The 14,509-nt window shown below is 54.1% G+C and carries 16 protein-coding genes and 1 riboswitch; of the genes, 5 read left to right on the forward strand and 11 right to left on the reverse strand.

Translation table 11 applies throughout. The features are described 5' to 3' along the window. The coding region (locus VSS37_RS07730) for a PA3496 family putative envelope integrity protein (RefSeq protein WP_324694251.1) at nucleotides 1–190 on the forward strand (190 nt) is incomplete at its 5' end. A 39-nt stretch (nucleotides 191–229) separates the two neighbouring features. On the opposite strand, the gene VSS37_RS07735 is transcribed toward VSS37_RS07730, so the two are convergent. The 7 genes from VSS37_RS07735 to VSS37_RS07765 form a co-directional block, all read right to left on the reverse strand. Continuing rightward, complete coding sequence (locus VSS37_RS07735) at nucleotides 230–916, reverse strand: tellurite resistance TerB family protein (RefSeq protein WP_324694252.1); 687 nt, start codon at nucleotides 914–916, stop codon at nucleotides 230–232. A 40-nt stretch (nucleotides 917–956) separates the two neighbouring features. Continuing rightward, the gene (gene hda / locus VSS37_RS07740) at nucleotides 957–1,667 is read right to left on the reverse strand and encodes a DnaA regulatory inactivator Hda (protein WP_324694253.1); all 711 of its coding nucleotides are present in this window, start codon (nucleotides 1,665–1,667) and stop codon (nucleotides 957–959) included. Nucleotides 1,668–1,669: 2 nt separating this feature from the next. Beyond that, on the reverse strand, nucleotides 1,670–2,782 hold the full coding sequence (locus tag VSS37_RS07745; protein WP_324694269.1) for an AI-2E family transporter: 1,113 nt from the start codon (nucleotides 2,780–2,782) through the stop codon (nucleotides 1,670–1,672). Next, nucleotides 2,782–3,330, reverse strand: a complete 549-nt coding sequence (locus VSS37_RS07750; protein ID WP_324694254.1) for a CDP-alcohol phosphatidyltransferase family protein — start codon at nucleotides 3,328–3,330, stop codon at nucleotides 2,782–2,784. Before VSS37_RS07750 ends, VSS37_RS07745 begins: the two co-directional genes overlap by 1 nt. A 96-nt stretch (nucleotides 3,331–3,426) precedes the next feature. Continuing rightward, nucleotides 3,427–4,074 (reverse strand): YiaD family glycine zipper/OmpA-like lipoprotein, encoded by a 648-nt coding sequence (locus tag VSS37_RS07755; protein WP_324694255.1) that lies wholly within the window; start codon nucleotides 4,072–4,074, stop codon nucleotides 3,427–3,429. Nucleotides 4,075–4,194: 120 nt separating this feature from the next. Further along, entirely contained in the window at nucleotides 4,195–4,824 is a 630-nt protein-coding gene (locus VSS37_RS07760) for an RluA family pseudouridine synthase (RefSeq protein ID WP_324694256.1), read from the reverse strand. Between the two features lie 38 nt (nucleotides 4,825–4,862). Next, a complete protein-coding gene (locus VSS37_RS07765; protein ID WP_324694257.1) occupies nucleotides 4,863–5,042 on the reverse strand; it encodes a hypothetical protein in 180 nt (59 codons plus the stop codon). 154 nt (nucleotides 5,043–5,196) lie between these two features. Between VSS37_RS07765 and VSS37_RS07770 the strand changes: the two genes are divergently transcribed. Together VSS37_RS07770 and thiC are read left to right on the forward strand one after the other, a co-directional pair. Next, on the forward strand, nucleotides 5,197–5,652 hold the full coding sequence (locus VSS37_RS07770; RefSeq protein WP_324694258.1) for a universal stress protein: 456 nt from the start codon (nucleotides 5,197–5,199) through the stop codon (nucleotides 5,650–5,652). 168 nt (nucleotides 5,653–5,820) lie between these two features. Further along, a riboswitch (TPP riboswitch) is annotated at nucleotides 5,821–5,914 on the forward strand. A gap of 36 nt (nucleotides 5,915–5,950) precedes the next feature. Next, the gene (gene thiC, locus VSS37_RS07775) at nucleotides 5,951–7,840 is read left to right on the forward strand and encodes a phosphomethylpyrimidine synthase ThiC (RefSeq protein ID WP_324694259.1); all 1,890 of its coding nucleotides are present in this window, start codon (nucleotides 5,951–5,953) and stop codon (nucleotides 7,838–7,840) included. Between the two features lie 199 nt (nucleotides 7,841–8,039). On the opposite strand, the gene VSS37_RS07780 is transcribed toward thiC, so the two are convergent. Then, nucleotides 8,040–9,164: a S1C family serine protease gene (locus VSS37_RS07780; RefSeq protein WP_324694261.1), complete on the reverse strand. Its 1,125-nt coding sequence runs from the start codon at nucleotides 9,162–9,164 to the stop codon at nucleotides 8,040–8,042. Between the two features lie 4 nt (nucleotides 9,165–9,168). Continuing rightward, nucleotides 9,169–10,110: an esterase-like activity of phytase family protein gene (locus VSS37_RS07785; RefSeq protein ID WP_324694262.1), complete on the reverse strand. Its 942-nt coding sequence runs from the start codon at nucleotides 10,108–10,110 to the stop codon at nucleotides 9,169–9,171. Between the two features lie 276 nt (nucleotides 10,111–10,386). Between VSS37_RS07785 and VSS37_RS07790 the strand changes: the two genes are divergently transcribed. Beyond that, nucleotides 10,387–10,650 (forward strand): GlsB/YeaQ/YmgE family stress response membrane protein, encoded by a 264-nt coding sequence (locus tag VSS37_RS07790; protein ID WP_324694263.1) that lies wholly within the window; start codon nucleotides 10,387–10,389, stop codon nucleotides 10,648–10,650. Nucleotides 10,651–10,856: 206 nt separating this feature from the next. Further along, a complete protein-coding gene (locus VSS37_RS07795) occupies nucleotides 10,857–12,548 on the forward strand; it encodes a sigma 54-interacting transcriptional regulator (RefSeq protein ID WP_324694264.1) in 1,692 nt (563 codons plus the stop codon). Between the two features lie 33 nt (nucleotides 12,549–12,581). Here VSS37_RS07795 and VSS37_RS07800 read toward each other — a convergent pair whose 3' ends face one another. Both VSS37_RS07800 and VSS37_RS07805 read right to left on the reverse strand, forming a co-directional pair. Further along, entirely contained in the window at nucleotides 12,582–13,937 is a 1,356-nt protein-coding gene (locus VSS37_RS07800) for a radical SAM/SPASM domain-containing protein (protein WP_324694265.1), read from the reverse strand. A gap of 22 nt (nucleotides 13,938–13,959) precedes the next feature. Beyond that, nucleotides 13,960–14,439: a hypothetical protein gene (locus VSS37_RS07805; RefSeq protein WP_324694267.1), complete on the reverse strand. Its 480-nt coding sequence runs from the start codon at nucleotides 14,437–14,439 to the stop codon at nucleotides 13,960–13,962. Between the last annotated feature and the right edge of the window lie 70 nt (nucleotides 14,440–14,509).

Raw genomic sequence — 14,509 nt, forward strand, 5'->3', positions numbered from 1 at the left:
TAATAAAGAGTATGAAATTGATCAAGAAGAAGAGTTTTTCAACATTGAAAAACTTCCTCCAACAGCAGATGGCAAAAAAATAAAGCCGCATGTTGTGCGGCGGAACGTTGAGGATTATTTGGAACGCAAGGCGTTAGAGCGCCGTTTGAAAGATGTATTTGAAGAAGATTTAAAAAACAAGAAGCCCTGATTTTTCCCTTGATAGGAAAAAATCAGGGGGAACCCTCAATTACAATGGCTTCATTTCATCGTTGATGGTTTGGGGCAATTGCAGGGCGTTGCGCAAATCAACAAGATAAGTTTTTTCCGCCTCATTCGCTTCATCAATCACAGCAGCCGAAACCAAATAAATTTCAGTGGCCACTGCGACATTATTATTGGCAAGAGAGGCTATATCTGTAGCGCTGCGCGCTTGGGCAAGCTCACTCAAAATCAAGTCATTGACATCGCCATCCAGATTAGTTGCGCTTAATTCCTGACGAATTTTTTCTAGCTCGGCGGAATCGACATGCCCATCAGCTTTGGCGGCGGCGATCATCGCTTTCAGCAGGACTTCCGCACTGGCTTTAGGCGCAGACGCCTCCAGCAAAGCCGGTTCAGCCGCTTCAGCCACGCCACCATTGGCAAGCGCCCCATCTGCACCCCACTGGCGATACAATTGGTAGGCCAAACCGCCCAAAGCCGCCACACTGCCAACTTTAACGGCTGCACCAGTCACCCGGCGGCCTGCATTGGTGCCCAGCAATAACGCCAGCACACCCGCCGCCGCTGCGCCAGTTTTCAACCCGGAAAGCATTTTGTCACGTTCTTCGCCTTCCGTCGGAATCCCCAACTGCTGTTCAGCCATACCTTGCCCTTTTTGGGCCATCTCTTTCCCGGACTGCAACATTTGCTCCAGAAAATCTTGTACTGCCATAACAATCTCCTTTTTTTGATGATAACATTTTAGGCTTTGATCAGATTTCCGCAGGATTAAAATCCCGCAGCACTTCACGAATAAATTCCCGTGTAATTTTCCGACCCTTGGTCAAACTGGTCACATCCAGCCGATCCAGTACCGCCATGAGAGTAGTCATATCCTGAGGGTAATGCCGTTCAATATATTTCATGACATTTTCCGGCAAATCAAAACCACGTTGATGGGCTCGCCATGCCATCGCCTGGATACATTGCTCACCATGCACGGCATGCACCCGGTAATCAGCCCCCCACAACAGGCGTGAAGAAAAATCAGGCAAAAGGCATTGGATTTGGCGAGGATTGGCACGCGCCGCCATAATCAATGGACGGTTAGTGGCACGGCAGACATTGATCAGGTTCATCAACGCCATTTCCCAGTCACGCTGGCCGATGACAGCGTCGAGTTCATCCACGGCAAACAAATGCTTATTGTCAAGACCTTCCAGCACTTTGGGGCCATAACGCCCACACCCCCCTAACGGCAGATAAGCAGCTGTCAACCCCTGTTGAAAATAGCGCTCACAACATGCCTGCAACAGGTGGGATTTTCCGGCCCGCGCATCCCCCCACAAAAATAACTGTAAAAAGCTTTGCCCAAGGCTTCTTTTCAGAACCCCCAGCAACTCAGCATTTTCCGGCGTGACAAAGAAAGAGCTAAAGCGTTGCCCTTCCCTCATGCCAACACTCAATGTCAGTTGCTGCGTCATTTTTAATCAATATCCTCCCCGTTACGAATCTCTGGCCCAACCAGCGGTGGCGGTGCAGGCGCATCAGTGCCGTAAATATGACTTTGCTTGTAAGTGGCATGGATGTGCCGCATGATCACCGCCAGCACCGCAGCCACCGGCAACGCCAGCAGCACACCGAAAAATCCGAATAACTGCCCACCTGCCAGCACCGAAAAAATCACGGTCACCGGATGCAGGCCAATACGTTCACCCACCAACAGCGGAGTCAATACCGTGCCCTCAATCACCTGCGCCACGCCAAACACAACCATCACCCAGAACAAATGGAAGACATCCTGCGTCTGGAACAGGACAGCAACCCCAGCGATACTTACCCCGACAATCAAGCCAAGATAAGGCACAAAACTGACCAACCCTGCAACCAAGCCGATCAGCAAGGCAAATTCCAACCCTACCAACCACAGCCCCAACGCATAAATACAAGCCAGCGCCAGCATCACCAACAGTTGCCCACGCAAAAATGCGCCCAACACCTCATCTGATTCCCGCGCCAACTTCGCCACCAGCGGCTCCACAGAACGCGGCAACAAATCATCAATATACGCCACCATCCGATCCCAATCGCGCAGCAAATAGAAGGTAATGATCGGAATCAATGCCAGATTCGCCACCCAACCCAACACAACGAAACCCGATTTGGAAATGGCCTGGATAGCGTTACGAATAAAACCACCCGTTTCTTTCCAGTGTGACGTAACAAGATCTTTCAGCCTATCCACTTCCAGGACACTGGGATCGACATCAAACTTTGCATGCAAATAAGGCCCCAGCACATTCACGCCCCAATCAAGGTAGCGTGGCACCATGCTGACAAACAGCTTCACCTGGGTTTCCAGCACTGGCAACAGAAATAGGAAAAACAACAATATCAGCAAGAATGTGGCCAAAAAAACCACAGAAACTGACAAGGTGCGGGATAACCCCCAAGACTCCAGCCGGTCAGCCAGCGGGTCGCCCAAATAAGCCAGAAAAGCCCCCACCAGAAAGGGGGTCAGAATAGGGGCCAGCAACATCAACAAGGCGAGGCTCACGCCCCCCACCACCAGCCAGAACCAACGCCCATTTTCCAGCATCACGCTTTTCCTCCGCTCATGGCGTAGCGGCCCCACAACAGGACATACGCAGCCCCGCTCAACACTGTCGTCACCGCAACCACCCATTGCACGCCTTGGTTGAACCATTCGGGCAAAGGAAACAGGGCCGCGCTCAACAAAGTCGCCGCCAGCAGAAAAATCTGCAAACCCGTGTTCAGTTTACTGATCATCAGGGGGCGCATATCCAACCTGTCCGTCACCAGGCGATAGGCGATTGCGCCCAATACGATCACCACATCCCGCCCAATGACAAGGGCAATCAGCCACCATGGCAAATCACCTTTCAGGCCAAACACGATGAAAACCGACACAACGAACAGTTTGTCGGCCATCGGATCCAACATTGCCCCCAACTTTGTGAACCAACCGTAACGGCGCGCCAGAAAGCCATCCAACGCGTCGGACAAACCTGCCAGCACCAGCAAAACCAGCGCCAGGGCATAAGATTCCCGCCACAACAACCAGCAAATCGGCGCTATGGACAGGATACGGACGACTGTGATGATGTTTGGAATCTGTTCCCGCACGCTGACATCCACTTTTTATATAAGGAAGGCTCCCTATGGAGCCTTCATCATATAACGGATTATAGTGTATTTATCAGATTCCGGACGATTACAGAATTATTGCTGCTGCACCGGAATCAGTGTGATTTCAACCCGGCGATTCTGCGCACGGCCTGCATCAGTGCCATTATCCGCCACTGGACGGCTTTCGCCGAACCCCACGGCCTGCATACGTTGCGCCGCCACACCTGCACTGGCGAGGTAGGTGCGCACACTGTTGGCGCGCTGTTGGGACAACTGCATATTAGAAGCGTCGCTCCCAATGTTATCGGTATGCCCAGCAATCTGGATGCGGGTATCCGGGAATTGGTTCAGCGTACCCGCCAGATTGTTCAATACACCATAGAACTGCGGTTTGACCTCAGCGCGGCCAAAGTCGAAGGTAATGGCGTCCGGCATGGTCAGGATAATGTTGTTGTCCTGACGTTGCACTTGTACGCCAGTACCTTGCAATTGCTGGCGCAGGGCCGCCTCCTGCTGGTCCATATAGTTGCCGATGGCGGCACCGGCCAAGCCGCCGACCACAGCACCCGCCACCGTATGGCCACGGTCTTTATCGCCGGTATTTTTGCCAACGACTGCGCCGCCCAAAGCGCCGATAATAGCGCCCTGTTCAGCGCGGGTCATTTCCCCATTGGGGCCGCAACCAGCCAGCATCGCCGCAGAAACGGCGCTGATCAACAGGGTACGCATGGAAATTTTCATAATGAACACCTCAATGATTTGTTGTCTCTCGCATGTGAATTGGAAATCTGTTAGCCCACAGAGTTCAGAAAATGGAATGCGGATTCTGACGCAAACCGCTCCTTCCTGACAACAGACATTTTAAAACGGAACATTGCTCTTGACAGCCACAAGCTCCCCTGTTAGGGGATGTGCAAACTCAATGGCGGCCGCATGCAGCAGCAAACGCCCTGCTTTGGCGCACACTTGCGCACCTGCATATAGCTCATCACCCAGGATCGGGTGCCCCAGCGCCTGCAAATGTACCCGCAACTGATGGGAACGCCCGGTCACTGGCTCCAGCTCCAGGCGGGAAATATCCCCCACCACATCGTACCCAAGCACCCGGTAACGTGTGCAAGAAGGCTTGCCCAGTTCAAAACTCACCATCTGGCGCGGCCGGTTTGGCCAGTCGGCAATCAGCGGCAGGTTGATTTCCCCCTCTTCTTGCCCCAACCGGCCAGCCACTACCGCCACGTAGCGCTTCCTCACTTTGCGCGCTTGGAACAGGATGCTCAACGCCCGCTCCATCGCCTTACCGCGCGCCAGCACCATAACGCCGGATGTGCCCATATCGAGGCGGTGCACAATCAGGGTGCCAGGGAATTGGGCCTGAACCCGGCCAGCCAGACAATCCTGCTTGTCAACACCACGCCCCGGCACGGAAAGCAGACCGGCAGGCTTGTCAACGATAACCAGAAAATCATCCAGATAAAGAATTTCAGGGGCCATATTGGAAGAGCCGAAGAAAGCAACCAAATCTAACGGTTCTACTTGACCAGAACAGTTTTAGTGGCCGTCACCGACGCGGGCATGGTGGAACCCCAATACTGAAAAAAGCTTTCAGGGAAAAACTCTGGATGGCTGATCGCCCCAAACCACAACAACAATGTCGCCAGCGTGAAAGCAATCAAGATATCAATAACCCGGCTTACAACCCATTTGGACACGGACACTCCTTATCTTCAAAACCTGTCTGTAACCTGAATATTGGCATAACAATCTCAACAGATACAGATATAGCTCAACTTTCCCACCGCTTCTTTCCTCTAGACTAAAAACTATGATAAATATCTACAACATAAGCAAAAGGAGGGTGTCTATATGCAACGTTATCAACATGTTCTCGCTCCAGTTGATTTCTCGGCGAGAAGCAGTGAACTCATCAAACGGGCACTGGAAATAGCCGAAACCCATGATGCACGCCTGACCTTATTGCATGTGGTGCAAGACGCCCCGGTCGGCGCTGAACCATTTGGGGAACCGTCAGGCCTAGTGTTAAGCGAGGAGATTCGTGAACAGCACCTCACCGCCGCACAAGAAAAAATGCGTGAACTGGCGGAACAATACGACCTGCCCTTAAATGTTGACCGGGCCATTGAAGAAGGCATTTCAACCCACACCAGCATTCTTGACTTTGCAGACGCCAAACAAGTTGACCTGATTGTCATCGCCCATAGCGGCAAAAAGGGCTTTATGGGATTTCTTGGCTCCACGGCGGATTCCGTTGTCAGGTCGGCCCATTGTGATGTGCTTGTGCTGCGCAACAAGGCGGAATGACCCACCTCCCGCACTTAAAATCTTGCGCCGCCAAAACTTAACGTAAAGGTAACGCAATAAAGCGAAGATAACCCAGCAAGACGGCTGAGTAGTTGCACTGTGCCCGCTTTTCTCAGAGCAAACCGATGGGTTATACCTGATTCATGATGAATCTGTTACAGTGCGGCATTGACGAGCCGGGGGTGCCTGTTCGCAGGCTGAGATCATACCCTTGGAACCTGATACGGATCATACCGCTGGAGGGAGGCTCCTGCATCTGCGTGGAGGGACTCCCTGTCTGACATGGAGCATATACATAATGAGCGCAATACCTGAGTCCTTCCTGCAAAAAACAGCTGAATTATCCAGCGAAGTCACCCGCCCTTTCCCCAACTCCCGCAAAGTCTATGTACCGGGTTCACGCCCGGACATCCGCGTCGGCATGCGCGAAATCGACCAGGCACCAACGGCGGCCAGCTTTGGCGCGGAAGAAAACCCGCCGATCCCGGTCTATGACACCTCCGGCCCCTTCACCGACCCTGCCGTTGAGATCAACCTGCTGGAAGGCATTCCCGATGTGCGCCTGAACTGGATTCTGGAACGCGATGACACCGAACAGCTGGCTGGCCCCACCTCCGAATACGGGCTCGCCCGCCAAAATGACCCGCGCCTTGCCCACCTGCGCTTCGCCCACCTGCGCGCGCCACGCCGCGCCAAAGCGGGCAAAAACGTCTCACAGATGCACTACGCCCGCCAAGGCGTCATCACCCCGGAAATGGAATATGTCGCCATCCGCGAAAACCTGAAATTGCAGGAACTGCGCAACGACATGCGTTACGCCAAACTGCTGCGCCAGCACCCCGGCCATGCCTGGGGAGCTAACTTACCGAACGAGATCACGCCTGAATTTGTCCGCGCGGAAGTCGCCGCCGGGCGCGCCATTATTCCCGCCAACATCAACCACCCGGAACTGGAGCCGATGATCATTGGCCGCAACTTCCGCGTAAAGATCAACACCAATATCGGCAACTCCGCCGTCACCTCATCCATTGAAGAGGAAGTGGAAAAAATGGCGTGGTCAGCCCGTTGGGGCGGCGACACGCTGATGGACCTTTCCACCGGCAAAAACATCCATGAAACCCGCGAGTGGATCTTGCGCAATGCGCCAATGCCGATCGGCACCGTCCCCATCTATCAGGCGCTGGAAAAGGTCAATGGCAAGGCCGAAGACCTCACCTGGGAAATCTTCCGCGACACACTGATCGAACAGGCCGAACAGGGCGTGGACTACTTCACCATCCATGCTGGGGTGCGCCTTGCCTATGTTCCGCTGACCGCCGACCGCATCACCGGCATTGTCTCCCGTGGCGGTTCCATCATGGCGAAGTGGTGCTTGGCGCATCACCAGGAAAACTTCCTCTACACCCATTTTGAAGACATCTGCGAAATCATGAAGGCCTACGATGTCAGCTTCTCGCTGGGTGATGGCCTGCGCCCCGGCTCCGCCGCTGACGCCAATGACCGCGCCCAGTTCGCCGAACTCGAAACCCTTGGCGAACTGACCAGCATCGCCTGGAAACACGATGTGCAAGTGATGATCGAAGGCCCTGGCCATGTGCCGTTGCATATGGTCAAGGAAAACATGGACAAGGAATTGCAGGACTGTTTCGAAGCGCCCTTCTACACGCTTGGCCCATTGGTGACTGACATCGCCCCCGGCTACGACCACATCACTTCCGGCATTGGTGCCGCCAATATCGGCTGGTACGGCTGCGCCATGCTCTGCTACGTCACCCCGAAAGAACACCTGGGCTTGCCGAACAAGGAAGACGTGCGCGTCGGCATCATCACTTACAAGATCGCCGCCCATGCCGCCGACCTAGCCAAAGGCTGGCCGGGCGCGCAGCTGCGCGACAACGCCATGTCCAAGGCACGCTTTGAATTCCGCTGGGAAGACCAGTTCAACCTTGGCCTCGACCCTGACCGGGCGCGGGAATACCATGATGAAACCTTGCCGAAAGACTCCGCAAAAGTGGCGCATTTCTGCTCCATGTGCGGCCCACACTTCTGCTCAATGAAGATCACCCAGGACGTGCGTGACTACGCCATCAGCCAAGGGGTGGACGCTGAAACAGCCTTGCAGAAGGGGATGGAGGCAAAAGCGGTGGAATTCGTCAAGACCGGCGGCAAAATTTACCATCAGGCATAAGCCGCCAATAAAATACCCCCGACCAGGGGAGTCGGGGGTATAAAAGACTGAAAGCTTCTCAACCAAGTCACTAGATAAGGAGATTCAGCAACAGTCATTCTACATGCTGGGCTATAAATTTTGTCATGATTTATTTTTATGCAAAATAAATCAATATTAATGAAAGCTGAACAAACTTATCCACCCTGCCCTGCAACAGTCATCGGAACAGGGACAAAACCACCTCCACCTCCAAGGTTTGCTTGCCTTCCCGTAACAAGGTGACTTTCACTTTGCCATTACGCACATAATTGTCCAGGATCGCGTTTAACTGGTCGGCGCTGTTAACTGGCTGGCCATCAATTGCCTGAATAATGTCCCCCAGCACCAAATCATCCCTAGCCGTCAACTCTGTGGAACGGATACCCGCTTCCGCCGCAGGGGAGTCCGGTTGAACCTGCAACACCAGGACGCCCTGTGTGCCCAGTTTTGCATTGACCGCTTCGCTAATGGAGTCATCCAGCATCACACCCAACACAGCCCGGGTGTAATGCCCATCCTTGACCAAGCGGGGGACGACCCGGTTCACCACATCCACCGGAATGGCGAAGCCGATCCCTGCCGATGCGCCTGATGGGCTATAGATCGCCACATTGACGCCAATCAGACGGCCTGCGCTATCCAGCAACGGGCCGCCAGAATTCCCAGGATTGATCGCTGCGTCAGTCTGGATCAAACCATCCATGCCGCCACCGTCCTCGCTGTCAATGCTGCGTTTCAACGCCGAAATGATCCCCGCAGTCAGGGAATGGTCCAAACCAAACGGGTTCCCGATCGCCAACACTTTCTGCCCCACGCGCAAATCGCCGCTGCTGCCGATCTGGACAGGTGGGGGCACATCAGCCGCTTCCTGTAACTGCAATACCGCCAAATCATGTTCAGGACTGACGCCCACCACCAGCGCATCAAACACCCGTTGGTCAGACAGCCGCACCTTGGCGCTTTTATGCCCCTCCACCACATGGTAATTGGTCACAATGTGTCCGGCCTTATCCCAGACGAAACCGGTGCCGGTGCCACTGGGGATTTCCTGCACATTGCGGCTCCACAGGCTCAACACACGTTCCACCGTTGTGATGTACACCACCGAAGGGCTGTTCTGCTCAAAAATGGCAATGGCGGCCTGCTCATCCGCCGCCAGATCGCCACGGGCGACAACCGGACGTGGCGCAACAGATGCAGACGAGCCATGCAGCAGCGGAACCCATACCGGCTGCGCCACCCACAGCAACAAGACACCCAGCAACATCCACAAAAACAGGTTCAGCGCCCGATTATCTGTCATAACCTCATTTAACCAGATCAAGAGTGAAAAGGGTCAAGGCCGTGCGCAACAACTCTTCATTGTTGTCGTCACTGACCATCAAATACTGATTGCCCTGAATATGGGTAAGCCCTTCATAATTATCAACCAGAAAAAGGCTGGACAAGGTTTTCAAATCCTTCACCGGACACACCCCGGCTTTGGAACATTGGCTGAAATCAAGATAACGCAGGCTGACCACCAACGGGTTGAAAATCCCCGACCAGGCGCGCTCCAGAATCAGCAGGTTGCCATCCGGCAACGTTGCCAAGTCACTGATGCCGCTATTTTCCGCGGGGTAGGCGTCGAATGACCAGCGCTGCCCTTTATTTGAATAGAGGGTGTGCCGATTAATCGGTTGCCCTTTGAGCGGCAGCTCTGGTGCCGTGATAAAGCCATAACGAGGATGGAAAGTCACTGACTCCAGCTCTTTGTTGCCATTCCGGTAGGCCTGCCTATTGCTGATGGGACCTGGGAAGTTCACCTGGGCAATGGCTTTTCCTTGGGGCGTGAAACGGACAATGCGCGGCGTCCCTTCAAAGGAAATGACCAGTTGGGTGTCGCCATGGCGGCCATTGGCTGCATTCAACACGTCCAGCCCTTCCGAATCACGTTTGCCCTTGCCAAGCGGACAGCCATCCAGATCCAACAGCTTGGCCGCATAAACTGGGTCAACCGCCTTGATGCGATTGTCAACCAACGCCAGCCGGAAATGAAAAATACTGCCCTTGTCAGACACCGCATAAAGCAGCTGCTCATCCTGATCCCACGCCAACCCTGACAGTTCACTGATCCTGACGCCATCCACCGTGAGCGGCGGGATAGCGACCGTATCCCTGATTTCCAGTTGCGGCGAAACCGCCAAGCCTTCCAGTGGAAACAATACAATTGGCAGCAGTGCCAACAAAACCAAGACAGACCTCTTCATCCAGAGTCCCTATATTAAATTAAGCATCCGCTTTCCGAAAAAGCGCACCAGTCTAATACAGCGGCACGGCTGGCCGCCACAAAACCCAGCCAACACCGCTAGCTGTGGCTAGCCAGCCCGGACATGACGCTTGGTCAACCTAAAACAACCGCTAATAGCTTCAATAAATACAATCAGATACAAGCTACCCCATTAGCGCCTATACTGTTTGTGGCATGCGCTTATTTGTGGCATGCGTCAAAATATAATTTCCCACGGAAAACAAGGAGTCTCTTTATGGGTTCAGAAATCACTCAAATTCTTATCATGCTTGGCATCGGCGCGGTTGCTGGCTGGTTAGCTGGCATCATCATGAAAGGCGCGGGATTTGGCCTGATCGGCAACATCATCGTCGGTATTGTCGGCTCGGTGATCGGCACCTTCATCGGCGGCATGCTGTCCATTAACCTGGGCGTCGGCCCACTCTTGGGAACCCTGATCTGGGCTGTCCTTGGCGCAATCATCCTTTTGTTCGTCATTAGCTTGGTCAAGCGGGCATAGCACCAAAATTTTAGCCTGTTACATCAGAAAACGCCGCTTAAATGCGGCGTTTTCTTTTGCAACCCAACAATCACTAGCGGTTTAATCGACAATCATAACCCTCAAAAATATCGATATTATTTTAAATATCGATATATATTGCATCCAACCATAATTCCAGTATCCTTGGGGACGGAGAGATAACAGTCATTGAGGAGTGTCTGTTGATGAGCCGACAAGGGAAAAAATTCACCTACCCCCCCAATCAGGATCTGAAAACCATGATCCGTTTTGAGGAGGACTCCGGCAATATCTGGCTAGGGCAGCAGCGTATGATCCTGCTGCACGCTTCCGCTTTTGGCTCCATGCGCAGCGAACTGATTGAATCATTCGGGGAAGATTACGCCCGTGGCATCCTGATGCGGATGGGTTACGCCGCCGCCCAATCAGACGCCCAACTCGCCCGACAACTCCGCGCCGATGCCGATACCATGCACAGCTTCCTGGTTGGCCCGCAACTGCATGCACTGGAAGGCGTGGTCAGTGTCGAGCCGGTATCCGTCGATATGGACACCGAAACAGGCTCCTTTCACGGCGAATTCACTTGGAAAAACTCGTTCGAAGCCGCCGAACACATGCGTCTGTACGGGCTGTCAAACCATGCCGTATGCTGGAACCTGCTTGGTTACGCCAGCGGCTATACCAGTAATTTCATGGGCAAACCCATTTACTTCAAGGAGGTGGAGTGCGTCGGCAAAGGTGACAAACAATGCCGTATCGTCGGCAAGCCGTTGGAAGAATGGGAAGATGCTGAAGACCTCAAGCACCTGTTTTCCCTCGATTCCATGGCACGCAAGCTGCACTCGCTGGAAGAAGAAGTGCTGTTCCTACGCAAGGAAATCACCGCCTGCGCCCGCCCGGAAAACATCATTGCTGAATCCCCGCAGATCAAGGAAATCATGTACCTGCTGCACAAGGCAGCAGAAACCGATGTGACCGTGCTGATGCTGGGCGAAACTGGCGTTGGCAAGGAAGTGTTCTCACAAGCCCTACACCGGATGGGCAAACGCCGCGATGGCCCCTTCATTGCCGTCAACTGCGCCGCCCTGCCCCGCGAACTGGTGGAATCAGAACTGTTCGGCGTGGAAAAAGGCGGTTATACCGGCGCGGACAAATCACGCCCTGGCCGTTTCGAACGCGCTGATGGCGGCACCCTGTTCCTGGATGAACTGGGTGAATTAAATGCACGCGCACAGGCCAAATTATTACGCGCCATCCAGACCGGCGAATTCGAACGGGTCGGCGGAACCCAGAAAATCCGCGTGGATGTACGCCTGATCGCCGCCACCAATGCCAATTTGCTGGAGATGGTGCGCGACGGCAAATTCCGCGCCGATTTGTATTACCGCATGAATGTATTCCCCATCACTATCCCGCCACTACGCGAACGCCGCACCGACATCCCCGGCCTGATCCTCAAATTCATCGATAAATACAACAAGAAATATGGCAAACATGTGCTGGGCGTGACCGACGACACCTTGCGCCGGTTTGCCGCCTACCAATGGCCGGGCAATATCCGCGAACTGGAAAATATCCTCGAACGCGGTGTCATCCTGGCTGAAAACAACACGCGCATTGAGTCCACCCATATCTGCTTGGGAATGCCATCCCCCATGGACGATTTCATGGTGATCGGCAAGGATGGCAGCCTCGAATCGTGCTCTGCCAGCCCTGATGTGCTGGACGACCTGCTATCACGCATGGTGCAGTCCGGCATCGATTTTGAAACGCTGGAAAAACAGATACTCGACAAGGCTTTACAGAAAGCGGGGGGGAATGTGCTGGAAACCGCGCGCACCCTGGGGATCAGCGGGCCGCAATGCCGTTACCGGCTAAAAAAACTGGGGCTGGCGTAGCATCCTTGCCAGCCAACCCCGGTTTAGACCGACTCAGGCAGCTTCACGCGTATTCAGCGCATTAAAAGTATTGTCGATATTGTGCTGGATCTCGGCTGTCAGCTGCTGGCTCATCGCAGTTGTATCCACCTGCCAAGCTTCCGGCCACTGAATACGCCCCACTGTAAAATGCAGTGGATCATCCTGCCAGGGCGCATCCAGCGGTAGCTCCGTGATGCCGAATTCGCCATTGTCAAACGGTAAACCATCCGCCTTGCGCAATAAGGTCAGGTGTTCACGCACACCCTGCGCCGCCTGCACCAGCGAACGGTGGTGGCAATAGGGGTTGTTGCCACGCCGGTCAAAGAACACATGCGCCGTCCAGTTGCAAGCCCCACGGCACAGCTCCGCGAAATCACAGGTTTTGCAGAAACCCCACAAGTGGTCAGTCGCTTGATCGGTGCCTGCATTCAGGTTGAAGGTCAGCTCTTCCCGTTCCAGCAAAATCTCTGCCAGGGAATGGTCGCGGATATTGCCGCCGGAATAGGCCGAAGTCGGCAACGATGGACAACCTTTAATCACGCCATCCGCTTCGATACCGATAGTCGCCAAGCCTGCCGCACAACCGCGCCAGAATGCCCATTCGTTATTGGGCCTGCCAAAACTGCGCAACAGCCGGTCATACGGGCCGTAATAACCAAAATTATTGCCCGGCTGCACAATCAAGCCTTCACGATGCCCGCGTTGCGCCAGATGCGCCAGCAAGGGGTGGAACGCCAGCAATTCCGCTGGTTGCAGCAACATTTCCGAATTGTCGGCAGCATTGCCCATCGGCACGGTCATCTGTATCTGCCATGCGCGTGCACCAGCTTCCAGCAGTGCCTGATACAGCAGCGGAAATTCCGGGGCAGAATGGCGGTTGACCTGAGTATTCGCGCCGAACGGAATGCCGACTTCCCGCAAATGCCCCATGGTGGCAAACGCCTGCCGCCAGGAACCGACTTTGCCGCGCAACTCATCATGCGTGAGCTGCATGCCATCCACTGACACCGACAAATGGCTGATGCCAGCGTCCTTCATGCGTTGCGCAGTGGTCAGATTGATCCCGTAACCGCCTGTGGTCATGGAGCAAACCATGCCGCACCGGACGATTTCACGGGCAATCTCCAACCAGTCGTGACGCAGGAAAGCCTCTCCTCCGATGAGTGTGACCTCGGTGATGCCCACATCCGCCATCTGCCGCACCAGATCCAATGCTTCCGCCGTTGTCAGTTCCTGGCTACGGGCGTCACCCGCCCGTGAGCCACAATGCGTGCAGGCCAGATTGCATTTCAGGGTGATTTCCCAGACCGCATAGCACTGGCGTTTACGCGGATGGTTGGTGTGCGAAGAAGAGAGAACGCTGTCCATATATCGATTAACCTTCTATCACTCAGGAAGCGGCCACAGATTGGTTGGCGTCATCAGCAGTAACTTCATAAAGTGGCGGCAAGCCATCATTACCGGAACCTTCAACAAGGGTGCCAACCGGCTGCGCATTATCGGAGCCATCAACAATCACTGAGCCATACACGGGCTGTACAGTATTTGAGCCATCAACAATAGCGCCATACACCGGCTGCACAGTATTATCGGAGTTGTCAACAACCGCGCCATACACCGGCTGGGGTTGTTCCAGAATGGGGTCAGTAACCACAGAACCATACACCGGCTGAATTTCTCCGGGTGGTATTTTATTCAGCTGACTCAGCAACTGACTGATCAGCTGTTGCAAGCCTTTACCTGCCTGAGTCCGAGAGAAACCACTGAAATTGTTAAGCTGCAAGCCTGCACGCAAGGTCTGCCCTTGGGTATCCGGCTGGCGGGGAAGAATTTTACTAGCCGATTGGCCTCTGCGAATGTCCATATCCATTACCTCGATTAGCGTTTAGTAAGTATCCCCCGGCAAAGCCGGGGGCTTTAGAATATGTGAGCCGCTCAAA

Origin of the sequence: Candidatus Thiothrix phosphatis (genome assembly GCF_035668035.1) — a bacterium.
Taxonomy (GTDB): domain Bacteria; phylum Pseudomonadota; class Gammaproteobacteria; order Thiotrichales; family Thiotrichaceae; genus Thiothrix; species Thiothrix phosphatis.